27 protein-coding genes, 1 tRNA gene and 1 pseudogene are annotated in these 23,684 nt (G+C 72.0%); 7 read left to right on the top strand and 22 right to left on the bottom strand.

The annotated features are described in order from the left end of the window. Nucleotides 1-12: 12 nt before the first annotated feature. Nucleotides 13-501 (bottom strand): MarR family transcriptional regulator, encoded by a 489-nt coding sequence (locus ACFZBD_RS14830; protein ID WP_391139814.1) that lies wholly within the window; start codon nucleotides 499-501, stop codon nucleotides 13-15. A gap of 188 nt (nucleotides 502-689) precedes the next feature. On the opposite strand from ACFZBD_RS14830, the gene ACFZBD_RS14825 reads away from it, so the two are divergent. Further along, on the top strand, nucleotides 690-911 hold the full coding sequence (locus tag ACFZBD_RS14825; protein ID WP_391139812.1) for a hypothetical protein: 222 nt from the start codon (nucleotides 690-692) through the stop codon (nucleotides 909-911). Between the two features lie 48 nt (nucleotides 912-959). On the opposite strand, the pseudogene ACFZBD_RS14820 reads toward ACFZBD_RS14825, so the two are convergent. Together ACFZBD_RS14820 and ACFZBD_RS14815 are read right to left on the bottom strand one after the other, a co-directional pair. After that, nucleotides 960-1,064 (bottom strand): annotated as a pseudogene (locus ACFZBD_RS14820) (DUF397 domain-containing protein); the annotation flags it as partial. Beyond that, on the bottom strand, nucleotides 1,033-1,992 hold the full coding sequence (locus ACFZBD_RS14815) for a Scr1 family TA system antitoxin-like transcriptional regulator (protein ID WP_391139810.1): 960 nt from the start codon (nucleotides 1,990-1,992) through the stop codon (nucleotides 1,033-1,035). The gene ACFZBD_RS14815 and the pseudogene ACFZBD_RS14820, both read right to left, overlap by 32 nt. 130 nt (nucleotides 1,993-2,122) lie before the next feature. Here ACFZBD_RS14815 and ACFZBD_RS14810 point away from each other — a divergent pair, with 130 nt between their 5' ends. After that, complete coding sequence (locus tag ACFZBD_RS14810) at nucleotides 2,123-2,503, top strand: hypothetical protein (RefSeq protein WP_391139808.1); 381 nt, start codon at nucleotides 2,123-2,125, stop codon at nucleotides 2,501-2,503. Nucleotides 2,504-2,531: 28 nt separating this feature from the next. On the opposite strand, the gene ACFZBD_RS14805 is transcribed toward ACFZBD_RS14810, so the two are convergent. The 6 genes from ACFZBD_RS14805 to ACFZBD_RS14780 form a co-directional block, all read right to left on the bottom strand. Beyond that, the gene (locus tag ACFZBD_RS14805; RefSeq protein WP_391139807.1) at nucleotides 2,532-3,320 is read right to left on the bottom strand and encodes a hypothetical protein; all 789 of its coding nucleotides are present in this window, start codon (nucleotides 3,318-3,320) and stop codon (nucleotides 2,532-2,534) included. Nucleotides 3,321-3,451: 131 nt separating this feature from the next. Continuing rightward, nucleotides 3,452-4,360: a SigB/SigF/SigG family RNA polymerase sigma factor gene (locus ACFZBD_RS14800; RefSeq protein WP_391139805.1), complete on the bottom strand. Its 909-nt coding sequence runs from the start codon at nucleotides 4,358-4,360 to the stop codon at nucleotides 3,452-3,454. 245 nt (nucleotides 4,361-4,605) lie between these two features. Beyond that, nucleotides 4,606-5,487, bottom strand: a complete 882-nt coding sequence (locus ACFZBD_RS14795; protein ID WP_391139803.1) for a SigB/SigF/SigG family RNA polymerase sigma factor — start codon at nucleotides 5,485-5,487, stop codon at nucleotides 4,606-4,608. A gap of 209 nt (nucleotides 5,488-5,696) precedes the next feature. Further along, entirely contained in the window at nucleotides 5,697-5,990 is a 294-nt protein-coding gene (locus ACFZBD_RS14790) for a Dabb family protein (protein WP_391139802.1), read from the bottom strand. A gap of 10 nt (nucleotides 5,991-6,000) precedes the next feature. Continuing rightward, nucleotides 6,001-6,165: a hypothetical protein gene (locus tag ACFZBD_RS14785; protein WP_391139800.1), complete on the bottom strand. Its 165-nt coding sequence runs from the start codon at nucleotides 6,163-6,165 to the stop codon at nucleotides 6,001-6,003. 445 nt (nucleotides 6,166-6,610) lie between these two features. Then, nucleotides 6,611-7,321, bottom strand: a complete 711-nt coding sequence (locus ACFZBD_RS14780) for a TetR/AcrR family transcriptional regulator C-terminal domain-containing protein (RefSeq protein ID WP_391139798.1) — start codon at nucleotides 7,319-7,321, stop codon at nucleotides 6,611-6,613. 140 nt (nucleotides 7,322-7,461) lie between these two features. Here ACFZBD_RS14780 and ACFZBD_RS14775 point away from each other — a divergent pair, with 140 nt between their 5' ends. After that, nucleotides 7,462-8,916: a serine hydrolase gene (locus tag ACFZBD_RS14775; RefSeq protein WP_391139796.1), complete on the top strand. Its 1,455-nt coding sequence runs from the start codon at nucleotides 7,462-7,464 to the stop codon at nucleotides 8,914-8,916. Nucleotides 8,917-9,116: 200 nt separating this feature from the next. On the opposite strand, the gene ACFZBD_RS14770 is transcribed toward ACFZBD_RS14775, so the two are convergent. The 4 genes from ACFZBD_RS14770 to ACFZBD_RS14755 all read right to left on the bottom strand — a co-directional run bounded on the left by ACFZBD_RS14770 (nucleotide 9,117) and on the right by ACFZBD_RS14755 (nucleotide 10,800). Beyond that, nucleotides 9,117-9,204 (bottom strand) — tRNA-Ser (locus ACFZBD_RS14770). 137 nt (nucleotides 9,205-9,341) lie between these two features. Then, the gene (tadA, locus tag ACFZBD_RS14765) at nucleotides 9,342-9,770 is read right to left on the bottom strand and encodes a tRNA adenosine(34) deaminase TadA (RefSeq protein ID WP_391139794.1); all 429 of its coding nucleotides are present in this window, start codon (nucleotides 9,768-9,770) and stop codon (nucleotides 9,342-9,344) included. 62 nt (nucleotides 9,771-9,832) lie between these two features. Next, nucleotides 9,833-10,375, bottom strand: a complete 543-nt coding sequence (locus ACFZBD_RS14760; RefSeq protein ID WP_391139793.1) for a hypothetical protein — start codon at nucleotides 10,373-10,375, stop codon at nucleotides 9,833-9,835. A gap of 215 nt (nucleotides 10,376-10,590) precedes the next feature. Further along, entirely contained in the window at nucleotides 10,591-10,800 is a 210-nt protein-coding gene (locus ACFZBD_RS14755) for a hypothetical protein (protein ID WP_391139792.1), read from the bottom strand. A gap of 90 nt (nucleotides 10,801-10,890) precedes the next feature. Here ACFZBD_RS14755 and upp point away from each other — a divergent pair, with 90 nt between their 5' ends. After that, nucleotides 10,891-11,526 carry a uracil phosphoribosyltransferase gene (upp, locus tag ACFZBD_RS14750; protein ID WP_391139790.1) on the top strand — a complete coding sequence of 212 codons (636 nt, stop codon included), beginning with the start codon at nucleotides 10,891-10,893 and terminating at the stop codon, nucleotides 11,524-11,526. A 103-nt stretch (nucleotides 11,527-11,629) separates the two neighbouring features. On the opposite strand, the gene ACFZBD_RS14745 is transcribed toward upp, so the two are convergent. Both ACFZBD_RS14745 and ACFZBD_RS14740 read right to left on the bottom strand, forming a co-directional pair. Beyond that, nucleotides 11,630-12,262: a LytR C-terminal domain-containing protein gene (locus ACFZBD_RS14745; RefSeq protein WP_391139789.1), complete on the bottom strand. Its 633-nt coding sequence runs from the start codon at nucleotides 12,260-12,262 to the stop codon at nucleotides 11,630-11,632. Nucleotides 12,263-12,393: 131 nt separating this feature from the next. Continuing rightward, nucleotides 12,394-12,690: a type II toxin-antitoxin system VapB family antitoxin gene (locus tag ACFZBD_RS14740; RefSeq protein ID WP_009067182.1), complete on the bottom strand. Its 297-nt coding sequence runs from the start codon at nucleotides 12,688-12,690 to the stop codon at nucleotides 12,394-12,396. Nucleotides 12,691-12,796: 106 nt separating this feature from the next. On the opposite strand from ACFZBD_RS14740, the gene ACFZBD_RS14735 reads away from it, so the two are divergent. Next, nucleotides 12,797-14,374, top strand: a complete 1,578-nt coding sequence (locus ACFZBD_RS14735) for a helicase HerA-like domain-containing protein (RefSeq protein ID WP_391139788.1) — start codon at nucleotides 12,797-12,799, stop codon at nucleotides 14,372-14,374. A 103-nt stretch (nucleotides 14,375-14,477) separates the two neighbouring features. Here the strand turns inward: ACFZBD_RS14735 and ACFZBD_RS14730 are convergent, their stop codons facing one another. The 3 genes from ACFZBD_RS14730 to ACFZBD_RS14720 all read right to left on the bottom strand — a co-directional run bounded on the left by ACFZBD_RS14730 (nucleotide 14,478) and on the right by ACFZBD_RS14720 (nucleotide 17,742). Further along, nucleotides 14,478-16,040, bottom strand: a complete 1,563-nt coding sequence (locus ACFZBD_RS14730; protein WP_391139787.1) for a M20/M25/M40 family metallo-hydrolase — start codon at nucleotides 16,038-16,040, stop codon at nucleotides 14,478-14,480. A gap of 116 nt (nucleotides 16,041-16,156) precedes the next feature. Continuing rightward, on the bottom strand, nucleotides 16,157-16,768 hold the full coding sequence (locus ACFZBD_RS14725) for an HhH-GPD-type base excision DNA repair protein (protein WP_391139785.1): 612 nt from the start codon (nucleotides 16,766-16,768) through the stop codon (nucleotides 16,157-16,159). A 200-nt stretch (nucleotides 16,769-16,968) separates the two neighbouring features. Beyond that, on the bottom strand, nucleotides 16,969-17,742 hold the full coding sequence (locus tag ACFZBD_RS14720; RefSeq protein ID WP_391139783.1) for a TetR family transcriptional regulator: 774 nt from the start codon (nucleotides 17,740-17,742) through the stop codon (nucleotides 16,969-16,971). A gap of 182 nt (nucleotides 17,743-17,924) precedes the next feature. On the opposite strand from ACFZBD_RS14720, the gene wrbA reads away from it, so the two are divergent. Further along, nucleotides 17,925-18,533, top strand: a complete 609-nt coding sequence (wrbA, locus tag ACFZBD_RS14715; RefSeq protein WP_391139781.1) for an NAD(P)H:quinone oxidoreductase — start codon at nucleotides 17,925-17,927, stop codon at nucleotides 18,531-18,533. A 150-nt stretch (nucleotides 18,534-18,683) separates the two neighbouring features. Here wrbA and ACFZBD_RS14710 read toward each other — a convergent pair whose 3' ends face one another. Together ACFZBD_RS14710 and ACFZBD_RS14705 are read right to left on the bottom strand one after the other, a co-directional pair. Continuing rightward, the gene (locus ACFZBD_RS14710; RefSeq protein ID WP_391139779.1) at nucleotides 18,684-19,892 is read right to left on the bottom strand and encodes a sigma-70 family RNA polymerase sigma factor; all 1,209 of its coding nucleotides are present in this window, start codon (nucleotides 19,890-19,892) and stop codon (nucleotides 18,684-18,686) included. 2 nt (nucleotides 19,893-19,894) lie between these two features. Beyond that, nucleotides 19,895-20,311, bottom strand: coding sequence for a YciI family protein (locus ACFZBD_RS14705; RefSeq protein WP_391139777.1), 417 nt, complete (start codon nucleotides 20,309-20,311; stop codon nucleotides 19,895-19,897). A gap of 139 nt (nucleotides 20,312-20,450) precedes the next feature. Here ACFZBD_RS14705 and ACFZBD_RS14700 point away from each other — a divergent pair, with 139 nt between their 5' ends. After that, nucleotides 20,451-21,083 carry a MarC family protein gene (locus ACFZBD_RS14700; protein ID WP_391139776.1) on the top strand — a complete coding sequence of 211 codons (633 nt, stop codon included), beginning with the start codon at nucleotides 20,451-20,453 and terminating at the stop codon, nucleotides 21,081-21,083. Between the two features lie 23 nt (nucleotides 21,084-21,106). Here the strand turns inward: ACFZBD_RS14700 and ACFZBD_RS14695 are convergent, their stop codons facing one another. Together ACFZBD_RS14695 and ACFZBD_RS14690 are read right to left on the bottom strand one after the other, a co-directional pair. Next, nucleotides 21,107-22,498 carry a DNA glycosylase AlkZ-like family protein gene (locus ACFZBD_RS14695; protein WP_391139775.1) on the bottom strand — a complete coding sequence of 464 codons (1,392 nt, stop codon included), beginning with the start codon at nucleotides 22,496-22,498 and terminating at the stop codon, nucleotides 21,107-21,109. Between the two features lie 119 nt (nucleotides 22,499-22,617). Then, a complete protein-coding gene (locus ACFZBD_RS14690; protein ID WP_391139774.1) occupies nucleotides 22,618-23,676 on the bottom strand; it encodes an aldo/keto reductase in 1,059 nt (352 codons plus the stop codon). Between the last annotated feature and the right edge of the window lie 8 nt (nucleotides 23,677-23,684).

The following is a 23,684-nucleotide window of genomic DNA, read 5'->3' as shown; positions in this document are numbered from 1 at the left end:
AATCCTTTGTTCTCAAGCGTGGTGGGCCCGGCAGTCCCCGAAGGAGTCGCGGAGGCGGGCGAGCAGTGTGGTGAGCAGTTCGACGTCGGTGTCGGACCACCCCGCGAGGTTGCGGGCGAGCAAGTCGGTCAGCCGCCGGTCGAGATCGGCGAGCGTGGCCTCGCCCGCGGGGGTGAGGTGCAGGAGGCGGGAGCGCTTGTCCGCGGGGTCGGGCAGGCGCTCGACCCAGCCGCGGTCCACGGTGTGGGCCACATGGCGGCTGCTGACCGACATGTCGACGGCCATCAGCTCCGAGACGCGGCCCATCCGCATGTCCCCGTGGTGCTGGAGGAGGGCGAGCACGATCGCCGAACCGCTCGGGCACTCGGCCGGCAGCGTCCGCGCGAGACTCCGCTTGACGACACCGATGGCGCCGACCTGGCGGGCCAGGTCCTCGTAGCGATTGCGCGCCTCGGTGGCGTCACCGGCCGTGTCCGTGTCCGTGGTCGTGTCCGTGGTCATGGGCACCCCTACATCTTGTTGCTTAGGGCAACCATAGAGATGGATGGTTGCTCCAGGCAAACTAAATCGGTCAAACGGCGCTAAAGAATCGGCAAAGGTGGCAGCCGTGCGGGGGATCGGTGCCGGAAAGGGCATGCGGGGGTACGGGGCTTGGGCCGGGAACCCCGGGTTCGCTAGGGTCCTGCCCCATGGCACACAACCCCCAAGCCCCGCACGGTCAGGGCCCCGCTCCCGAGGGCAACTACGACCCCTCGGGCAGCACGCAGATGTTCCGCGCCTTCGTCGACGAGGGCACCCCGCAGCGCCGCCCCCAGCCGGCCCCGGCCTCCGGCCCGCGCGTCGGCCTCATCGTGGGCGTGGTCGCGGTGATCGCGATCCTGGCGGGAGTGGCCTGGCTGGCCCTCGGCTGAAAGGCGACGGAGGGCCGTCCTCGCTCCGAGGGCGGCCGCCCCGGACCCTCAGAGGGACGTCAGGAACGACTCCCAGACGGACCGCTCGAAGACGAGGACGGGGCCTTCGGGGGCCTTGCTGTCACGTACGGGGACGAGGCCGGGGAATCCGGGGGCGACTTCGAGGCAGTTGCCGCCGTCGTTGCCGCTGTGGCTGCTCTTGACCCACGTCGCCGCGCTGAGATCGTCCCTCTGCATGGTGATCGAACCCTTTCATCACGTCGCTGATGAGAGCGGCAGACTCGAGGGCTGACAGGACGTCGGCCCGCAGCACATCATAGTTCTGGCTGTGCCGCTCGAAAGCGGCCGGATCATCGGTCAGATGGCCGCGACTCAGTGATTCCGAATAGACCCACCGGTCACCTCCCGGGAGCGTGATCAGCGACATCGAGGTCGTGGGGCGGACCAGCGGACGCGCGGCGGGCGCGACCTGGATCCAGATGTTGGGGCGCTGCCCCACGGCCAGCAGGTGCGCGTGCTGGTCGCGCATGACGGCCGCGTCGCCGACGACGTTCCGCAGGCAGCTCTCGTCCAAAACCGCGATGTACACCGGGCCGTCCTCGGCCAGGAACCGCTGCTGGCGGCTGAGTCGAGCCCGCACCCGCTCCTCGGCCTCGTCGCCCGTGGCGATCTGGGCGAGCAGCGCACGGGCGTACCCGGGCGCTTGGAGGAGGCCCGGTACGACGTCCGTCTGGTACTCGCGAAGCGTCACCGCCTTCGCGTCCATCTCCGCCCGCCGCCGGAACCAGTCCGGGTGCTCCACCTCCGGGTACCAGTCGATCCGCCCCCAGAGCCGCAGTAACACCCCTCCCGTGTCCAGCAGTTCGTCGCACGCCTTCGCGAAGGTGTCCTGCGGCACCCGGGTCCCCGCCTCGACGCGGGCCACTTGGGAGCGGTCGCACGGGATCCGGCGGGCGAGGGCGTCCTGGGTCAGCGCGGCCGACTCCCGGTAGTGCCTGAGCAGTTCGCCGAAGACGCCCGCCGTCGTGGCCGCCGCGCCTCCCGTACTCCCCGTGCCCGCCGTGGCGTTGCGTCGAGTCACTCCGTCCGTCCCCCCTCGTGACAGTGGCCCCTTGGCACGCGCCGAGCGTTGTGGGCGCCCTTCCCATTGAGCAACGCTGAAGGCACGGAGAGTAGTCGCCCGATCGGGTGAGGAGCTGAGGAGCCGTGGAATGGCGGGGCACATGGAGGGCGGTGGGCTGGTGTACGACCCGGTCGCCCGCAGGGTGGGCGAGTACCGGGGTACGGCCGGGCCGTACGCGATGCTGCGGCCCGTCGGCGGTGGGCGGGAGTGGCAGGCCGATCCGGAGCGGGTGCGGCCCGCGACGCCGGCCGAGCGGTTGAGCGCGGGCGTGCGCGCGGCGAACGAGCGGGCGGGCGCGGCGTACGACCTGAGCCGGCCGCCCGTTCCCGTACCGGACTGTGCGGAGTGCGCCGAGCTGGCCGAGGGGCGGACGGCGGCGCGGCTGCGGTTCGACTGGAGTGCGGAGACGGACGCGAACGTCCTGCTGCGGCGGCATCGGGGCGATGTCCACCCCCCACCATGCCCCTGAGGGGGTGCGATGGGGCGGGCCGGGGCGGTCAGGTCCAGGTGGCGGTGACCTTGCGGGTGTCGACGTGCATGCCGAGCGGTACGCGCCAGCTGTCCACGCAGACGGTGTACGTCTGTGTCCGGGAGGCTCCGGCGGCGAGGGGGCCGGGGAGGGGCTGTGTCGTGTGGATGGTGGCCCAGTCGACGCCGAGGGAGCCGATGATGTGGGTGGCGAAGGTGACCGTGCCGGTGCGGGCGGGGGTGCCTCCGGTGTTGCGGAAGGTCACGGTCACGCGTTCGCACCAGCGTGTGTCGGCGTCCGCGCGGACCGGCGCGGAGAGGGTGAGCGCGGCCGGGGCCGGCGGCGGTGCCGGGGGTGTGGGCCGGGGTGCCGGTGGCGGTGTCGTGGTGCCCGGCTTCGGTGGGCCGGGCCGGGGGGCTTCCGGCCCGGGTGTGCCGGGCGGGGTGGTTCCGGGGGTGTCGGGCCGGTCCGGTGTCGCGGGGGCTCCCGGGGCGGGGGCCGTACCGGCTCCCGGCTGCGTGCTCGCGCCCGTACCCGGGTTCGTACGCACGTCCCGGTCGTCGTCCGACGGCTCGCCGCCGGCCTCTGGGGGTGGGGACGGTGAGGAGGTGCCGGAGGTCGTGCCACGGGCGGAGGGGCTGTCGAGGGGGACGAGGGTGACCTTTCCCGGCGGGCCTTGCGGCCCCTGGGGGGTGGCGCCCGCGCCCACGGCCGCGTAGCCCTCGCCGTCGCCGTCGCCTCCGCCGCACGCGGTCAGCGCTCCGCCGAGGCAGAGCGCGAGCGCGACTCCTGTCAGACGTGACCTCTGTCGCCGCATGGCGCCAGTGTGGCTGACGGATCGTCAGTCGACCAGGGGTCGGGGGCTTCCGGTCCGTACCGTCCGGATCCCTGGTCGTTCGGTCTCCCGGCGATCCGCGCTGGGCGAGCCGCCGGGTGTCCCGCGTCGGGTCAGTCCGCGATCAGGCCCTGGCGCAGCTGGGCCAGGGTCCGGGTCAGCAGTCGGGAGACGTGCATCTGGGAGATGCCGACCTCCTCGCCGATCTGCGACTGGGTCATGTTCGCGAAGAACCGCAGCATGATGATCTGCCGCTCCCTGGGCGGCAGTTTGGCGAGCAGCGGCTTCAGCGATTCCCGGTACTCGACGCCCTCCAGGGCCGTGTCCTCGTACCCGAGGCGGTCGGCGAGGGAGCCCTCGCCGCCGTCGTCCTCGGGGGAGGGGGAGTCGAGCGAGGAGGCGGTGTAGGCGTTGCCGACGGCGAGGCCGTCGACGACGTCCTCCTCCGACACGCCGAGCACGGCGGCGAGTTCGGGGACGGTCGGGGAGCGGTCGAGCTTCTGGGCGAGCTCGTCGCTCGCCTTGGTCAGTGCGAGCCGCAGCTCCTGGAGCCGGCGCGGCACGCGGACGGACCAGGAGGTGTCGCGGAAGAAGCGCTTGATCTCGCCGACCACGGTCGGCATGGCGAACGTCGGGAACTCCACGCCGCGTTCGCAGTCGAACCGGTCGATCGCCTTGATCAGGCCGATGGTGCCGACCTGGACGATGTCCTCCATCGGTTCGTTGCGCGAGCGGAAGCGGGCCGCGGCGTACCGCACGAGCGGGAGGTTCAGCTCGATGAGGGTGTCGCGGACGTAGGTGCGCTCCGGGCTGTCCGCCGCGGTGCCTTCGTCGTCGAGGGCGCGGAGCCGCAGGAAGAGGGAGCGGGAGAGCGTGCGGGTGTCGAGGGCTTCCGACGAGACGACAAGCGGCGTGGTGGGCGCTTCGCTCGGCACGGACGTCTGCTCCGGTACGTGAATCTGTACCGGCGTCTGCGCGGGCGTGAGCGTGAGCACCTTCGAGCTGCCCTGTTCTGCGGACATGCCACCCCCTTGAGGTCGCGGACGGTCGCGGCGGCCACGACCATCGGAGGAACGCAGCCTCCACCTGAATACCGGAGGCGGGGCTGCGGCAAACGCGGTTCCAGCAGAATGTCACATGTCGGCAACACGCTGTAGTGACTTGTCGACACAGCGGCGGTGGATTTCCGCAGGAAACAAGGGGTGTGCGGCTTTTGGTGTGCCGAACTTCCGCGCAGAACTGCTCCGAACCGGTCTACCCGTTCCGGTTACGCCTCGATCCTGTTTGCGGACCTCAATCGGGCGAAGCTGCGGGCGAGGAGCCTTGACACGTGCATCTGCGAGACCCCGAGCTCCTGGCTGATCTGGGACTGCGTCAGATTGCTGTAGTAGCGGAGCATCAGGATCCGCTGCTCGCGTTCGGGCAGTTGTACGAGCAGGTGGCGTACCAGGTCCCGGTGCTCGACGCCGGCGAGGGCCGGGTCCTCGTAGCCGAGCCGGTCGAGGAGGCCCGGCAGGCCGTCGCCTTCCTGGGCCGCCTCCAGGGAGGTGGCGTGGTAGGAGCGGCCCGCCTCGATGCAGGCCAGGACCTCGTCCTCGCCGATCTTCAGCCGCTCGGCGATCTCGGCGGTGGTGGGGGAGCGGCCGTGGGCCGTCGTCAGGTCCTCGGTGGCGCCGTTGACCTGCACCCACAGCTCGTGGAGCCGGCGCGGCACGTGGACGGTCCGGACGTTGTCGCGGAAGTAGCGCTTGATCTCGCCGACGACGGTGGGCATCGCGAAGGTGGGGAACTGGACCCCGCGGTCGGGGTCGAAGCGGTCGATGGCGTTGATCAGGCCGATCGTGCCGACCTGGACCACGTCCTCCATCGGTTCGTTGCGGGAGCGGAAGCGGGCGGCCGCGTACCGCACGAGGGGCAGGTTGGCCTCGATGAGGGCCCCGCGCACCCGGTGGTGCTCCGGAGTACCCGGCTGCAGCTCCTTGAGCTGGCCGAAGAGCACCTGGGTGAGGGCCCGGGTGTCGGCGCCCCGGGTGCTCTGGGGCCGCGGGCGCGGGGTGTCCGGGCCGCCTGCGTCGGGCCGTGGGCGCGGGGCGTCCGAGCCGCCTGCCTCTGGCTGGGGCGGGACTTGAGGCGCTGTACTGGCCGGCACGTTCACGCCACCCCTTTGTCTGGTCTTGCTGGTCAACTACGGTCAACTCATCCGTCAAAAGCGGTCATAGCATCACAAGACATGTCCACTGTGTGCAAGCACCGTATAACCACGTGTTGACGGCAAGTTGGGCTAAAAGGGAAGGCCAAGAAGCCGAAAGGCCCCCCGCCGTGACGGCGGGGGGCCTCGGAAGTGGGAGGAGGAGCGCCTCAGAACTCGTAGTCCGCGATCACCCACGTGGCGAACTCACGCCACTGGGCGACGCCCGCCTGGTGGGCCGGGTGCTCCAGGTAGCGCCGGAGCGCATCGGTGTCCTCGACCGCCGAGTTGATGGCGAAGTCGTACGCGATGGGCCGGTCGGTGATGTTCCAGTCGCACTCCCAGAACGTCAGCTCCGGGATGGCCCCGCCCAGCGCCCGGAAGGCCTCGACACCGGCGACCACGCGCGGCTCGTCGCGCTTGACGCCGTCGTTGAGCTTGAAGAGGACCAGATGGCGGATCACGGGGGGACTCCTAGTTGATGAGCGCGGTCATGAACTCGCCGACGCCCTGCGCGGCGCTCGATATGCCCTCGAACCCTACCTGGACGAGATCGGCGGCCCGGCTGGGGGAATTGATGATCGTGTACAGCACAAAGACCACGATCGCGTAGAGCGCGATCTTCTTCGCTTGCGCCATCTGCCGCGCCTTCCCCTGTGTGCCCCGTCGGTCTGCCCTTGCCCGGCCTGCCCGTGCCCCCCGCGGGGTCGGGTGAGTCTAACCGAGCCTTTTCACGGGGTCTTTATGGACCAAGGGCCCGGTGATCGGGGCCTTTCGCCGCCCCCCGGAAGGGTGACGGCGGAGCAGGATGGATGTCGAGCCCCGGCGGATCCGGCAGGAGTCCGCGGGGGCCTGGAACCGGTCTCCACTGCGGGGTCCGTGCCGCGGGCTTCCCCCTGATCGCGGCCGGACTTGCGGGCCCGGTTCTCGTCGGGGGGAGCGGCTTGTCCCCCCGATGCCGCTCCCCCCGCCCCTGCGAAGCGAAGGCCCCGGCCGCGTGAGACCCACGCGGCGGGGGCCTTCTCGCTGCCATCCGACCTTTTGCCGGCCGATGCCGGACCCTGCGGCCCGACGTTCGCCCACGTCACCGCCCGGTGGGGTGAGCGTCACCGCCGTTGCCCGGCGCGAGCCGGCCGGCGAGACCGTCGAGGATCCGGTCGAGTCCGTACGCGAAGCGGTCCTCGCGCACCTGCCGCGGGTCTGCCTCCTCGCCGAGGTCCGGGCTGTGGCCCGACAGCCATTCGCGCTCGGGGACACCGCTGCGGGTCACCAGGGAGAGGTACGCGGCCTCGCTGGTGGCGATCCCCACGACGTAGGCCATGAGGGCCCCTGCGGCCTGGTCCTCCTCGTCCGCGGGAAAGCCGGCCGCCTGGAACTGCGCGAGGAGGCCCGAGGTCATGCGGAGGGCATTCGGGCCGACGTGGAGCAGTCCGACCTGGCCGAGTTCGGGGCCGACCCAGGGGTGGCGCAGGACCATCGCCCGCAGGTCGGTGGCGGCGCGGGCGGCCGCCGTGCGCCAGGTGCCGTGGGTGGCGGCGACCGGCGGGTCCAGCTCACCGAACACGTCGTCCACGGCCAGCTGGATCAGCTCGTCCCGATTGGCCACATGCCGGTAGAGGGACGTGGCCCCGGCCTTCAGCCGGGTGCCGAGTTTGCGCATGCTGAGCGCTTCGACACCCTCCGCGTCCAGCAGCTCGATCGTCGCGGTCACGATCTGCTCCCGTGTCAGCTGCTCTCGCTGCGGGCGGTGCGGACGTGTCCACACCGAGGTGATCGGGCTCGCGTCGGCAGGCATGTGTGCTCATTTCCCTCGGTCGATCCGCCGCTTGTCGTCCCTCACCGTAGTCGACACCGTACGCCTGTTGCGAACGCTGACTTTTAATGCGTACAGTGTGCGCATCAGGGAACGCTGTACGCATCAAGGGGGAGTCGACCATGCCGAATCACGTGACATCTGACGAACGAGGCAACTGGAGCGCCGCGGGGGCGTGGGGGACCCGGAACTCGGCCGGGCGGAAGCTGGACCTCGCCCGCTGGCAGGCCCGCCTCGACCGGCTCTGCACCGAGCACCACGTGCCGGGAGCGTCCTTGGCCGTCCTCGTCGACGGGACCGTCCACGCATGGGCGAGCGGCGTCCTGCATCGCGGCACGGGCGTGGAGACGACGACCGACTCGGTCTTCCAGATGGGCTCGATAGCCAAGATCTACACGGCCACCCTGGTGATGCAGCTCGTCGAGTCCGGCCGGCTCGAGCTGGACGCACCGGTCACGGACGTGCTGCCGGAATTCTCGCTCGGCGACCCCGAGGTGACCAGGATGATCACCATCCGCCGGCTGCTCAGCCACACGAGCGGACTCACCTGCGACTTCAACCACGACAGCGGGCGCGGCGGCGACTGCCTGGAGAAGTACGTCGAGGCCGCGAAGGCCGTCGCGCTCGACTGCCCGCCCGGCAGCGCGATCTCGTACAGCAGCGTCGGCTACAACGTGCTCGGCCGGATCGTCGAGGTGGTGACCGGCAAGACGTGGGACGAAGCGCTCAAGGACCTGCTGCTGGCCCCGCTCGGCCTCACCCACACCATGACCCTGCCCGAAGAGGCGCTGCGCTTCCGCGCGGCCATGGGGCACCTGGGGGAGCCGGGCGAGGATCCGGCACCGGCACCGCAGTGGGACATGATGCCGCGATCGGCGGGCCCGTACGGCAGGGTCATCGCCTCCGCGGGCGATCTCGCCCGGCTCGCACGGATGCACCTTGCCGGCGGCGTGGCCGAGGACGGCACCCGGGTGCTCTCCGAGGAGTCGGTTGCTCTCATGCGACGCCGGGTGGTGGACTGCCCCGACAAGTGGACGGTCAGCTCGGACGGTTGGGGTCTGGGCTGGACTCTGTACGACTGGAACGGCGTCGAGGGCTACGGCCACGACGGCGCCTCCATCGGCCAGTACGGCTACCTGCGCGTGGTGCCGTCGGCCGGCGTCGCCGTCGCCCTGCTCACCAACGGCGGTGGCGCGCGTGAGGTGTACGCGGCGCTCTACCGCGAGCTCCTCGCCGATCTGGCGGGAGTGACCATGCCGGAGCCCTTCGCCCCGTCGGCCACGCCGCCCGCGGTGGACTGGGAACCCCTCGTCGGCACGTACCGGCGCGAGGGTGTGGTCATCACGGTGACCGAGAAGGACGGCGCCGGGCACGCGCTCTACGAGTTCGTGGACGGCATGAAGGACCTCTCCAAGCCCCTGGGGATCGACCTGCTGCCGGTCACGGAGACGGCCTTCGCCGGCACGGGTGTGGGTTCGGCCTTCAGCACGGACTACACACCGGTGGTCTTCTCCGTCCTGCCCGACGGCACCCGCTGCGTCTACATCGGCATGCGCTGCGCCCCCAAGGCCGCCTGAACGGCCCGACGGCGTCTCCGCGGCCCGGACCTGTCGTGACCTGCGCGGCGGTGGTGGGCGGGACCCCCGGGCCGCGGGTGCAACTCCCGTGCTCGTCCCGGGGGATGAGGGAAGCGTCGCGGCCACGTCGGCACGGCCGCACTACGCTGATACGAAGAACACCCCTCCGACCGCATTTCTGCGGGTCGAAGGGGTGTTTCTGGCGGTAGCGGAGGGATTTGAACCCTCGGTGACTTGCGCCACACTCGCTTTCGAGGCGAGCTCCTTCGGCCGCTCGGACACGCTACCGAGAGAGAGCTTAGCCCAAAGGTGCCCCTGCGATGAAATCCGTATCCCCCCGCAGGTCACGGAGGTGTCGGGATGTCCTGGGGCGGGGAGCGGACGGCGTTTCAGAAGGCGTCTCGGGAGGCGTCCCGGAACGCGGCTCAGAGGGTGCGGAAGAAGGCCGTGAGCTGCTGGGCGCACTCCTCGCCGAGGACGCCGGCGATCACCTCGGGGCGGTGGTTCAGGCGGCGGTCGCGCACCAGGTCCCAGAGCGAGCCGGCCGCGCCCGCCTTCTCGTCGTACGCGCCGAACACGACGCGCTCCACCCGGGACTGCACGAGCGCCCCCGCGCACATCACGCAGGGCTCCAGGGTGACGACGAGCGTGCAGCCGCTCAGTCGCCAGGCGCCGGTCCTCGCCGCGGCCCGGCGCAGCGCCAGGACCTCGGCGTGGGCGGTCGGGTCGCCGGTCGCCTCGCGTTCGTTGTGGCCGGTGGAGAGGAGCTCGCCGTCGGCGGACAGCACGAGCGCGCCGACCGGTACGTCACCGGCCGGCGCGGCCCGATCGGCCTCCGCGAGAGCCATGCGCATGGCATCCCGCCAGGGGTCCCCTACGGGGTCGTGCTCCGGGGCGGGCCCGGGTCCTGCGGGGGTCACAAGCGAACGGTCTCCAGTACCTCCGCGGCGCCGAGCGCGTCCGCGATCTCGGCCAGCGCCTCGGTGTCGAGCGCCAGCAGTTCCTTCTCCGACAGACCGAGGTCGGCCAGGATCTGCCGGTCGCCGACCGGGGCGGCCGGCACGGCGTCGGCGGCGACGTCCGGCGCCGCGTCCGGGTCCTCCTCGTCCTCCCGGTCGAGGGGCTCGCCGTCCTCCGTGCCGTCGAGGTCCAGCGCGTCCAGGTCGTCGGCGTCGTCCAGGTCGTCGCCGAGGAGTTCCCTGGTGAGGATCTCCCCGTACGAGGAGCGGGCGGCAGCCGCTCCGTCCGACACGTAGATGCGAGGGTCGTCCTCGCCCTCGACCCGGAGGAGGCCGAACCAGGCGTCCTCCTGTTCGATGAAGACGATGACCGTGTCGTCGTCGACCGCCGCCTCACGGGCCAGTTCGGTCAGATCCGACAGGGTCTCCACATCGTCGATCTCTGTGTCGCTCGCTTCCCACCCGTCTTCGGTGCGCGCGAGCAGTGCGGCGAAGTACACCGTGACTCTCCCACTGATCAGAGGTGTGACGATCCGGCGGTGCGCTCCTGGTGCCCCGCCCAATCGGCATCGTGGCAGAAACGGCGGCTTCAGGAGAGGTCTTCGGCTCTTGCGTCGTGCATCAGTCTGATCGAGACGGCGAACGGACGGGCGTACGGCCCCGGCGCGCGGACGGCGCACGACCGCGCCCCGCGAGCCTCCGACCGCCGCCCGGGTCACCAGCGGAAGGTCCGCATGCGCATCGCCTGGCGCATCCTGGCCGCCCGCGCGCGCCGGGGCTGGACGCGGTCGCGCAGCGCCTTCGCCTCGTGCAGTTCGCGCAGGAACTGGGCGCGGCGCCGACGGCGCTCGGCGTCGGTCTCCGGCGGCTCGTCGTGCGTGTCCTTCGCCTTCTTCGGGTCCTTCGTGTCCTTCGTGTTCGGCATGGGCCACACCACCCCGCGACTGGGTTTCCGTGCACCCCCACCTTCCCTCCACGGCATGGGTTGATGCCAGTCCCGGTTACTGTGGTGACCATGCGTCTCCACGTCGTCGATCACCCGCTGGTCGCCCACAAGCTCACCACTCTGCGCGACAAGCGCACGGACTCCCCGACCTTCCGCCGTCTGGCGGACGAGCTGGTCACCCTGCTCGCCTACGAGGCCACGCGGGACGTGCGCACCGAGCAGGTCGACATCGAGACCCCCGTCACGCCGACGACCGGTGTGAAGCTGTCGTACCCGCGTCCGCTGGTGGTGCCGATCCTGCGCGCCGGTCTGGGCATGCTGGACGGCATGGTGCGGCTGCTGCCGACCGCCGAGGTGGGTTTCCTGGGCATGATCCGCAATGAGGAGACGCTGGAGGCGTCGACCTACGCGACGCGGATGCCGGAGGACCTCTCGGGCCGCCAGGTGTACGTCCTGGACCCGATGCTGGCGACCGGCGGCACGCTCGTGGCGGCGATCCGGGAGCTGATCAAGCGCGGTGCGGACGATGTGACCGCGGTGGTGCTGCTCGCCGCCCCCGAGGGCGTCGCGATCATGGAGCGCGAGCTCGCGGGCACCCCGGTGACGGTGGTGACGGCCTCGGTCGACGAGCGTCTCAACGAGAACGGCTACATCGTCCCGGGTCTGGGCGACGCGGGCGACCGCATGTACGGCACGGCCGACTAGGACCGGCCGAGGCTGGTACCGGCCGCTGCCGGTACCGTCCCCGGCCGGACCGGCCGGGGGTGTGAGCCCCGGGGGGCTGCCGTCGGCGGTGCCTCGTGCCGGCTCAGCACTTACCGGCGGGCGCGGGCTTGGGCTTGTTCAAAGCGACCAGGGCCGCGTCCGCCGCCGTTTTCGGGTCCAGGGCCTTGAAGGCGGTCCCCAGGATCAGGTCCACGTCCGCCGTGGCGCGGGCGTCCGTCTTGGTGGTGGCGGTCTTCAGCTGGGTGCCCAGCACGGGGAAGGCGCCCTTGGTGGCCCCGGGGGCGGCCAGCAGGATCGCGGCGCCGGGGACCTTCTTGTCGTACGCGACGGGCGCGTTGCCGACCTTGCCGATGGTGAAGCCGCGCTTCTTCAGCTCGTCGGCCGTCGACTTCGCGAGGCCGCCGCGCGGGGTCGCGTTGTAGACGTTGACGGTGATCTGGGCGGGCTTGGGGAAGGCCGCGACGGCGGCGGCGCTGGGCTTCGGGGCCGGCTTGCAGTCGAGGCCCGCGCCACGGGCGGCCGTCGTCTTCGTGCCGTCGCCCGAGAAGACCTGGACGAGCTGCAGGGTGCCCCATCCGGCGGCGCCGAGCACGACCACTGCGGTGGCGGACGCGATGACGATCCTGCGCCGGCGGCTGGGGCGGCGCATGCGCGGGTAGGTGTCCCCCGTGATGCGGTACTTTCCGCCCATACCGGGGGGAGTGAGCATGCTCATGAGCGCAGCGTAATGCCGCTCGTCGGGGATGCCTACTGGATGATCATGTGATCGCGTCCGGATGGGTGGAAGTGGCCCCGAAAGGGTCAGTGACGAGGCCGAGCGCCAGGGCTCGATCCGGACGAACGGCCCTAGTCCATTTCCAGCACACGGGCGTGCAGCACCTGCCGCTGCTGGAGCGCGGCGCGGACCGCGCGGTGCAGGCCGTCCTCCAGGTAGAGATCGCCCCGCCACTTCACGACGTGCGCGAAGAGGTCGCCGTAGAAGGTGGAGTCCTCGGCGAGCAGCGTCTCCAGGTCCAGCTGGCCCTTGGTGGTCACCAGCTGATCGAGGCGGACCGGGCGCGGCGCCACGTCCGCCCACTGCCGGGTGCTTTCCCGGCCGTGGTCGGGATACGGCCGCCCGTTACCGATGCGCTTGAAGATCACACGGAAAGCCTACCGGGCGAGCGGCTCCCGGCGCAGCCACGAGGACGCGGTGGGATGCTGGGGCGAACCGCCGCAAACCGTCGTAAAGCCCGGAACGGGGTCCTCCATGAGCGTGCGTGAACAGCCTCTGAACGGGGAGAGTCCGCAGGTCGCGGAGATCGCGGCGGGATACGCCTTCGGCGGGGCGGCACTCGAATTGGGGGCGCTGCTGTGGGACGGCGCGTGTCACCCGGACGTGCCGGTCCGGGTCCCGCTGGCCATGCTCAACCGCCACGGCCTGGTCGCCGGAGCGACCGGCACGGGCAAGACGAAGACCCTCCAGCTCATCGCCGAGCAGCTCTCGGCGCACGGTGTGCCGGTCTTCCTCGCCGACATCAAGGGCGACGTCTCCGGCGTCTCGGCGCCCGGGGAGGACGGCGCGCGGGTCCGGGAGCGGGCGGCACAGGTGGGGCAGGCGTGGGAGGCGAAGGGGTTCCCCTGCGAGTTCTACGGGCTCGGCGGGAGCGGCCCCGGCATTCCGGTGCGGGCGACGGTGACCAGCTTCGGGCCGGTGCTGCTGGCGAAGGTGCTGCAGCTGAACCGGACGCAGGAGCAGTCGCTCGGCCTGATCTTCCACTACGCGGACGCGAAGGGGCTCGAGCTGGTCGACCTGAAGGACCTGCGGGCGGTGGTGGCCTTCCTGGTGTCGGACACGGGGAAGGCGGAGCTGAAGGGGATCGGCGGTCTCTCGACGGCGACGGCCGGGGTGATCCTGCGGGCGCTCACGGCGTTCGAGCAGGAAGGGGCGGGCGGGTTCTTCGGCGAGCCGGAGTTCGACACGGGCGAGTTCCTGCGGACGGCGGAGGACGGGCGCGGGGTGGTGTCGGTCCTGGAGCTGCCGGCGGTGCGGGACAAGCCGCGGCTGTTCTCGACGTTCCTGATGTGGATGCTGGCGGACCTCTTCCACGACCTGCCGGAGGTCGGGGACCTGGAGAAGCCGAAGCTGGTCTTCTTCTTCGACGAGGCCCATCTGCTCTTCGACGGGGCGTCGCAGGCGTTCCTGGAGTCGATCACGCAGACGGTGCGGCTGATCCGGTCGAAGGGGGTCGGGGTCTTCTTCGTGACGCAGACGCCGAAGGACGTGCCGGGGGACGTGCTGGGGCAGCTGGGCAACCGGGTGCAGCACGCACTGCGGGCGTTCACGCCGGACGACGCGAAGGCGCTGAAGGCGACGGTGCGGACGTTCCCGAAGTCGGGGTACGACCTGGAGGAGGTCCTGACGGGTCTGGGGACGGGCGAGGCGGTGATCACGGTCCTGAGCGAGACGGGCGCCCCGACGCCGGTGGCGGCGACGCGGCTGCGGGCGCCGGAGTCGCTGATGGGTCCGGTGGAGGCGGCCGCCCTGGAGGCGGCGGTGCGGGGGTCGGCGCTGTACGGGCGGTACGCGGAGGCGGTGGACCGGGAGTCGGCGTACGAGCGGCTGACGGCGGCGGAGACGGCGCCTACCGCGGAGACGCCGGCGCAGGGAGAGGCGGCGAAGGAGAAGGAGCCGGGGCGTCCGGCGGCGCCGCGCGAGGACCCGTCGGTCGTGGAGCAGGTGGTCGGCAGCGGCGTCTTCACCTCCCTCGCCCGCTCGGTCGGCACCCAGCTGGGCCGCGAGATCACCCGCTCCCTCTTCGGCACCACCCGCCGCCGTCGGCGCTAGCGCCGGGGGGCGGACGGGACGACTGCGGCCCGGCGCGCGGGGATCGCGTGCCGGGCCGCCGGGGTCGTGCGGGGCCTGGCCCCGGACCGAGTGCGCCCGAGGGCTACTCGGTGACCTCGTGGTCGTGGCCGTCGTGCAGGCCGCCGCCGCTGCCCGCGTCGCCGTCCGTCGGGGTGGAGACGACCGGCTTGCGCAGGGAGCTGATGTCGTGGGCGTAGGTGCCCACGGCGTTGGCGATGACGTCGATGTTGACGTCGAAGGCCGTCATGTTGATGTTCGACAGGTCGTCGCCGGCGGCGTGGTAGTTCACGTCGTACGCGACACCCGCCGTCCCGCCGAACTTCGCCGCCTGCGCCGTCGTCTTGATGCCCTCGGCGCCGGTGAAGGTGCCGCCGGACGGGATGCCGACCTCGATGAACGGGCCGTAGTCCGAGCGGCCCGTGAAGTCCGTACCCTCGTGCGGCTTGCCCTGCTTGTCCAGGAAGTCGTTGATGTCGCGCTCGAGCTGCGCGGAGCCCGCCGGGCCGGCGCCCGAGCCCACGCCGTCGGAGTTGTCGCCGTCGTAGACGAAGAGGCCGTAGTTCGGCGAGGCGATCATGTCGAAGTTGAGGTAGAGCTTGACTTCCTTCTTGTCCAGCTCGCTCATCTTCGCGACGTAGTGCTCGGAGCCGAGCAGCCCGTTCTCCTCCGCCGACCACCAGGCGAAGCGGACCTTGTTGCGGACCTTGTCCTTCGACTCGGCGAGTTCCAGGGCCGCCTGGAGCAGACCGGCGGAGCCGGAGCCGTTGTCGTTGATGCCCGGGCCCGCGGTCACCGAGTCGAGGTGCGCGCCCAGCATCACGGTGTTGGCCGCGTTGCCGCGCTTGGTCTCCGCGATGACGTTGTTCGTCGTGCGGTTCTCCTGGAGCTGGCGGATCTCGAAGGAGACGGTGACCGGGCCCTTGGCCAGGTCGGCAGCGAGCTTCGCGCCTTCCGCCTGGGTGATGCCGCCGGTCGGGATCTTGCCGGCCGCCGGCTCGCCGAGGGTGCCGGAGAGCACGCCGTCCGCGTTGTTGTAGATGATCGCGCCGGCCGCGCCCGCGGCCGCCGCGTTCTCCTGCTTGACGGCGAAGGCGCAGCCGCCGCGCTGGATCAGCGCCACCTTGCCGGTGAACGCGCCGGCGGCGAAGTCGCCCGGCTCGCACCCGGTGGTGCCGTCGGCGTCGACCGGGACGGCGGCCAGGGCGGCCTTGATCCCGCCGACCGGCGTCGACTTGGTGTACGTCATCGCCTTGATGTCGAGCTCGCGCGGGGCGGGCGAGACGACGGACGCCTTCTCGGCCAGCGTCTCGGTGTAGACGAAGTCGAACTTCTGGTACGAGACGTTGTAGCCGGCCTTCTTGAGCTGCTGGTACACGTACGCCGCGGAGGCGTCGTGTCCGAGCGAGCCGGCGGCGCGGTGGCCGCCGGTCGAGTCGGCTATCGCCTGGAACTTCTGCAGGTGCTTGTAGGCGCCCGCGGCGGACGTCTCACGGACGAGCTTCTTCGCCAGCTTCGCGGCGTCCCGTGCGGGTGCGGCCCCCGGGTCGGCGGTGGCGGTGGCGGGGGAAGCGGCGGCCAGCAGGAGCGGGGTCGCGAGTGCGGCTGCGGCCAGAGTGGCCGCGGCTCTGCGATGGGATGCGTTCACAGAGGTCCTTCCCGGGTGCGAACGAGGATGAGGGGAAGTTAGCGATCTCTGGCGGTCCCTGTGAACAGCTTGGTCGCAATTCCTGTCACTTTTAGCAGGATTGACATCCGGAATCATCAATTCCCCGTGGGTTTCGCGGCTTTCGCCGCTTTCTCGGCCTTCGCGGCGGCCTTCGCCTCCTGCTTGAAGGCACGCACCTTCGCGAGCGACTCCGGCCCGGTGATGTCGGCGGCCGACCGGTACGCACCCTCGTCGCCGTAGGAGCCCGCGGCCTCCCGCCAGCCCCGCGGACGCACCCCGTACTGCTTGCCGAGCAGGGCGAGGAAGATCTGTGCCTTCTGGACCCCGAAACCGGGCAGCGCCTTCAGCCGCTCCAGCAGCTCCTTGCCGGTGGCCGCGTCCGACCAGACCGCCTCGGCCTCACCGCCGTACTCGTCCACCAGGAACCGGCACAACTGCTGGATCCGCTGCGCCATCGACCCGGGGTAGCGGTGCACGGCCGGTTTGTCGGAGAGGAGCGCGGCGAACGCCTCCGGGTCGTACGCGGCGATCTCCCCGGCGTCGAGGTCCTCCCGGCCGAGGCGCCGCGCGATGGTGTACGGACCGGAGAACGCCCACTCCATGGGCACCTGCTGGTCCAGCAGCATGCCCACGAGCGCGGCGAGCGGGGAGCGGCCGAGGAGCTCGTCGGCCTCGGCCTGCTGGGCGAGACGGATCTGGGTACTCATACTCCGATGATCGCGCGACGGGCTGCCCGGCGCGCGGGCTGTGGACAAACGCTTCACCCGTCCGCGAAACGCTCCAGCGCCGCCAGGATCCGGGCCCGGGTGGCGTCGCCGCCGAGGTGGCCCTTGCCGGCCTTCGGGGCATCCCAGGGCGCCCTAGGGCGGGCCAGGCGTCGCGGGCCGGGCGGGGCTCCGGACGCGACCTACGGGCGCAGGCCGAGCACGTCCGCGATGCCCGCCTTGAGTTCGGCGGCGGTGAGGTGCCGCTCGACCGAGAGGTGGTGCATCAGGCTCGGCGAGAACGGTGCCAGCAGGAGATGGGCGAGGAGCGCGCCGTTCGCGTCCGGCCGGACCTGGGAGACCAGGACGGCGACGTGCGTGTGCATCGCCAGGTACGCGCCGCTGGTGTAGCGGGCGCTGGGGGCGGCGGCCTGGGCGGCGAGGAGGAGTTCGCGCTGCTCGATGACCCGGTCGACGAGCGCGTCCAGGAACGCGGCCAGCCGCTCGGCGGCCGGGGCCCCGGGACCGAGCGGCGCCGGGCCGCTCATGTACGCCTCCTGGAACTGCCGTTCCCGGTCGTCCAGGAGCGCCCAGAGGAGCTGGGCCACGTCGCCGAAGCGGCGGTAGACCGTGCCGACGCCGATCCCGCTGGCGTGGGCGACCTGGTTCATGGTGACGGCCTCGGGCCCGACCTCGGCGACGATCCGGGCGGCCGCGTCCAGGATCTTGCGCCGGTTGCGTGCGGCGTCGGCGCGCTCGGGGGCCGGCCGGTCGGCGGTGGGCAGGAGGGTGAGCGCGGACGGGGCGGGCCGGGTGAGGGCGAGGGCGGCCGGGCCGCTCCCCTCGGCCGGAGCCGCGCCCCGCGCCGGGGCGTCCACGGGCGCGTCCACCGTCGTGCCCCGCGGGGTGTCCCGCGGTGTCCCCTGGGGTTCCGGCCGGGTGCCTCGCGGCGCCCGCCGGGGTGTCTTCGCGCTCATCGTGGTCCGCCTGCCCTTCGTCCCGTGCCCCCTCGTTCCGCCTGTGTCACGAGCATAACGGGAGCCCTATCCGGTTCCCTCAGGCTTCCGCTTGCGAAGTGGATGGCTATCCGCTTAACCTCGTGGTGTGAAGCGGAAAAGAATCCGCTTAAGGGATCGCGTCGAGGGATCGAGGGCTCGCCATGTCCGTCAAGGTTGCTGTCATCTACTACTCGGCCACGGGCAACGTCCACGCGCTCGCCCAGGCCGTCGCCGAAGGCGCCGAGAAGGCCGGCGCGGAGGTCCGTCTGCGGCGCGTGCCCGAACTCGCCCCGGACGCCGCCATCGACGCCAACCCGGCCTGGCGCTCCCATGTCGACGCGACCGGTGACGTGGAGGTCGCCACGCTCGACGACCTGGAGTGGGCGGACGCGTACGCGCTCGGGTCGCCGACGCGGTTCGGGAACGTCGCCGCGCAGCTGAAGCAGTTCATCGACACCAGCGGCGGGCTGTGGCAGCGGGGCGTGATGGCCGACAAGGCGGCCACCGGCTTCACCAGCGCCCACAACGTGCACGGGGGCAACGAGTCGACGCTGCTCGCGCTCTACAACTCCTTCCACCACTGGGGCTCGGTCATCGTCTCGCCCGGCTACACCGACCCGGCGGTCTACGCCGCCGGCGGCAACCCCTACGGCACCGCGCACCCCGGCGGCAGCGGCGCCCCGGAGGAGAACGTCCTCCAGGCCGCCCGCTACCAGGGCACTCGCCTCGCGAGGATCGCCAAGCGCCTGAAGGGGCTCGCGACCGACTGACGGTCGTGATCGGTCGGGCTTCGTGATCGGTCGGGCTTCGGATGGATCGGGCTTCGCGGCCGGTCGAGGGAGGTGGCCGGCCGTTAGAAGGTGGCGTTCGGTCGGGCATCACGACCGACGGAGGTCCTGGCCGAAGGCGGCCCGCCCCGCTCACTCTCCCTGGGCGAGGCGGGCCGCCTTCGTCCGCAGGTAGTGGCGTTCCGGGACGCTGAGGGTCAGGCGGGCCGCCGCCGTGTAGGCGGCGCGGGCGGCCTCGGGGTCTCCCGCGCGTTCCAGGAGGTGCGCGCGGACCGCCTCGAGGCGGTGGTGGCCCCGCAGCCGGGGCTCCAGGACGGCCAGGTCGCGCAGCCCGGCCTCGGGGCCGTGGACCATGGCGACCGCGACCGTACGGCCGAGTTCCGCCATCGGGTCCGGGGAGTCGGCGACGAGCACGTCGTAGAGGGCGAGGATCTGCGGCCAGTCCGTGTCCTGGGGGCGGGCCGCCTCGTCGTGGAGGGCCGCGACGGCCGCCTGGAGCTGGTAGGGGCCGGGCGGGCCCTCCGTGAGGGCCTCCTCGACCAGGGCCGTCCCCTCGGCGATCGCCGCCGCGTCCCAGCGCGTCCGGTCCTGCTCGTCGAGGGGGATCAGCTCCCCGTCCGGTCCCGTACGGGCCGGGCTGCGCGCCTCCGTCAGCAGCATCAGCGCCAGCAGACCGGTCACCGCGCCCTCCCGGGGCAGCAGCCGGCGGACCTCCCGGGTCAGCCGGATCGCCTCCGCCGCCAGATCGGCGCGGTGGAGGGCCGGGCCCGACGTGGCGGTGTACCCCTCGTTGAAGATCAGGTACAGAACGTGCAGGACGGCCGGGAGCCGGTCGTCGTCTCGCCACGCGCCCGGTGTGGAGGGCCGGTCCTTCAGCTTCCGCTTCGCCCGGCTGATCCGCTGCGCGATCGTCGCCGCCGGTACGAGATGGGCCCGGGCGATCTCCGCGGTGGTGAGACCCCCCACCGCGCGCAGCGTCAGCGCGACCCGGGCGGCAGGTGTGAGCACCGGGTCGCAGCAGAGGAACAGGAGCGTCAGCGTGTCGTCGTCGGACGGCGCCGCCCGGGCCTCGCGCGGCTCCAGACGTACCGCCGTCTCCTCGCGCCTGGCCCGTGCCTCGTCCGCCCGCAGCTGGTCGGTCAGCCGCCGCGCGGCCACCCGGATCAGCCAGCCGCGCGGATTGTCGGGCGTCCCCGTCTCCGGCCACTGGCGTGCCGCGGCCAGCAGGGCCTCCTGCGCGGCGTCCTCGGCGGCGTCGAAGTGTCCGTACCGCCGCACGAGCGCGCCGAGGACCTGCGGCGCGTTGCGGCGCAGCAGGTCCTCGATCCGGGTCTCCTCCACGATCAGACGTCGCCTCCGCCGCTCTCGTCGATCTGCCGGATCACCACCGGGTAGTCCTTCGACCCGGCCGGCACCGGGCACTGCGCCACGCGGGCCGCGATCTCGGTGACCCTCTCCAGGCTCTCGCAGTCGAGCACCCAATACCCGGCGAGCAGCTCCTTCGTCTCCGGGTACGGGCCGTCCGTGACCACCGGCCGGCCGTCCTGGTCGGCGGTGACGAACCGGGTCTTCGCGGGCTCGACCAGGCCCTGCGCGTCGACCATCTCGCCGGATTCGGAGAGGTCGTCGTTGATCGAGTTCATGTAGGCGAACATCGCCCTCAGGTCCTGCTCGTTCCACGCCGGGCTGTCGGGGGAGGGCTTGCCGTTCATGGCGTCGTAGTCCGCCTGCGAGCCCTGCACCATGACGAGGTACTTCATGACGTGCTCCTTACGTCGTCTTCCTCGGCTGTATGCCTTTCACAGGGGACGTCGGAGCGGGGTCCCGATTCTCGACACCGCGCGGAAGCCGATCCGGATTTTCCCGGGATTCCACTCGCAGGAACCCATGATTCCGGGGGTGAACGCTCTCAGCTTCTCCGCCGCCTTCATCACCTTCTTCTCGGTCGTCGGCCCTCCGAAGGTGCTGCTGGCCTTCGCCGGTCTGGCCCAGCTCCACCCGACCCGCCAGGTCCGGACGATCGCCCTGATCGCGTCCGGCGCCGCCGTTCTCGTCGGGCTGCTGACCGGGATCACCGCGCCGTGGCTGCTCGACCTCTTCCACATCAGCACCCCCGCCCTCCAGCTCGCGGGCGGGGCCATCTTCTTCTTGTACGCGGTCGGCCTCGTCCTCGGCCTGCACCTCGGCTCCGACGGCCCCGACCAGGACGCACCCGACCTGATCAGCGGGGTGCGGGCGCTGCTCATGCCGTACGTCGTGAGTCCGCTGGCGATGACGGCGGTACTGATCGAGGCGGCGGCCCGCGACTCCTGGAGCTGGCGCTCGACGGTCGTCGGCGCGTACGTCTGCGTCATCGCGCTCGACCTCGTCTGCGTGCTGGTGCTGGCCCGCGTCCTGCGCCGCACCCACCACGCCACGATCGAACTCCTCGGCCGCCTCCTCGGCCTGCTGCTCGCGGCGGTCGGCGTGGACCTGGTCCTGGACGGCCTGGCGGAGCTGGGGGTGAAGGGCCTGGACCGCGACGGTCACTGAGACGCGCGTGCCCTGGTCGACGGTCAGGGGCCCGGGGCCGCCAACTCCCGCTCCAGGGGCGTACGGAAGCGGGGCGTCACGCGTACGGGACCGACCCACGCGGCGAGGCGGGCCGCTTCGGCCGCGACGGCCGTACGGGCCTCCTCGCCGACGTCGTCGAGCAGCCGCCAGGCGACCTCGCCGTCGGGTTGCTGGGCCCAGCCGCCGACGATCCGGCCGTCCCACCAGACCGTCGGGCCGATGTTCCCGCTGCGGTCGAAGAGGGCCGGGCGGTGCGCGGGGTCCAGGAACCAGTCGCGGTGCTGCCAGCCCATCGCCGTCGGGTCGAGCGCGGGCAGCAGCGCGGCCCAGGGCTCCGGTGCCGCTACCGGACCGGTGTCGTCCGGCAGTACGTACCCGGTGCCCTCGGCCAGCTCCACGGTCTGCGCGCCGACCGCCGCGAGGGCCTTGCGGACATCGGTGACCCTCCAGCCGGTCCACCACTTCAGGTCGGCCTCGGTCGCCGGGCCGTAGGCCGCCAGCCACTCCCGTACGAGCGCCGCGTGGGCGTCGGCGTCGGAAGGGTCGGGCAGGTCAGGGGCGAGGGACCAGCGGAAGCGGCTGGAGGTCCAGGCGCCCTGGGGGCGGCCCCGGGCGATCCTGCCCTCCATGCCGAGGACGCGGAGCAACCGGCTGGAGAGCGGCTGCGGGCCCTCCCCCCGGGTGCCGACTCCGTAGACGTACTGCACCCGCAAGCGCGGGACGGCGGTCCCCAGTTCGGCGCCGGTGGCCTCGCCGCGCTCCGCCAGCTCGGCGAGGACCAGCCGCTCGGTCTCGGCGAGCCAGTCCGCGTCGTAGGAGCTGCCCGCCGCGAGGTGCGCGAGGAGCGAGGCGCGCTCGCGGACGGCGACATCGCGGGTGGTGGAGGCGTGCACGGCCGGGACGAGGGAGGTGGGGAAGACGAAGATCGTGTGCCGCATCCCGTGCATGCGGGTCAGCGACCGGTCCTCGTACAGGGCCCGCTCCAATCGTGCGACGGGCCCGGTTTCGCCGGGATCGCGGGCCTCTTGGGCACCTCGGGTCTCTTCGGGACCTCGGGTCTCTTCGGTCCCTCGGGCCTCTTCGGGACCTCGGGTCTCTTCGGGGCGTTCGGCCCTGTCGGGACTTCCGGGCGCTGGGTCGGACGGTGCGCCCCGGCCGCCCACCTCGCCGCCCGCCCCTTCCGTTCCGTCCCTCTCATTCGATTCGTCCCTCAGACGGGCGCCGACGGCCAGGAAGACGGTGGCCGGGTCCGTCGCGTGCAGGGCGACCAGCGAGGCGGCCACCTCCTCGACGGTCCGCGCCTTCGCCGTGCCCGCCAGCCGGTGTCGTACGGCCAGCCGGGCACGGCGCTCCGCCGCGTCGATCCGTCGCCGGCCCTGCTCGGTGCTCCCCATACGGGCAAGCATGGAGGAAGGGTCTGACAACGCACGTCAGACACCGGGGAGTCGGCGGGGGCCGCCGGCCGGCGTGGGGCCGCGTGGGAACCGTCCGGCTGGGGCCGGCCGGGGCGACCTCACTCCCCGGCGGCGCGGTCCCGCACGGGCAGGCGCCGCAGCGAGGCGTCCGTCAGGGCGGGCGGGCGCCAGACCCCGTCCGGCTGGTAGAGGTTCGTCCCCGGCGGCACGATCGCGTCGACACGGTCCAGGACCTCGTCGTCCAGGACGAGGGGGGCGCCCTTGAGCAGGCCCTCCAGCTGGTCCATCGTCCGGGGGCCGATGATCACGGAGGTGACGGCCGGGTGCGCGGCCGGGAAGGCGACTGCCAGTTCGGGCAGCGAGCAGCCGATCTCGTCCGCGAGGGCGACCAGCCGCTCCACCGCGTCCAGCTTGGCGTCGTTCCCGGGGGCCGCCGGGTCGAAGCGGTGCGGGGTGAGCGCGGCCCGCCCGCTGGTCATGTCGACCGGCCGGCCCTTGCGGTACCGGCCGGAGAGGAAGCCGGAGGCCAGCGGAGCCCAGGTCAGCACGCCCATCCCGTACCGCTGCGCCACCGGCAGCACCGACGCCTCCACACCGCGCGCGAGCAGGGAGTACGGCGGCTGCTCGGTGCGGAAGCGGCGCAGCCCGCGCCGCTCGGCGACGTGGTGCGCCTCGGCGATCTCCTCGGCGGGGAAGGTGGAGCAGCCGAACGCCCGGATCTTGCCCTGGGTGACGAGGTCGCCGAGGACGCCGAGGGTCTCCTCGATGTCCGTGCGGTAGTCGGGCCGGTGGACCTGGTAGAGGTCGATCCACTCCGTGCCGAGCCGCCGCAGGCTCTCCTCGACGGCCCGGGTGATCCAGCGGCGGGAGTTCCCGCTCCGACCGCGCCCCTCGCCCATCGGGAAGTGCACCTTCGTCGCGAGGACGACGCCGTCCCGCCGCCGGGGTTCGCGGAGCGCCTTGCCGACGATCTCCTCGGACTCGCCGGCGGAGTACATGTCGGCGGTGTCCACGAAGGTGATGCCCTGGTCGAGGGCGGCGTGGACGATCCGTACGCAGTCGTCGTGGTCGGGGTTGCCGACGGCGCCGAACATCATGGTGCCGAGGCAGTACGTGCTGACGTCGATCCCGGTCCCGCCGAGTATTCGATAACGCATGGGCGCAC

The organism is Streptomyces sp. NPDC008121 (assembly GCF_042957155.1).
Classification (GTDB): domain Bacteria; phylum Actinomycetota; class Actinomycetes; order Streptomycetales; family Streptomycetaceae; genus Streptomyces.
Note: the sequence above shows the minus strand (reverse complement) of the source record. Positions and strands in the feature narration are given on the sequence as shown.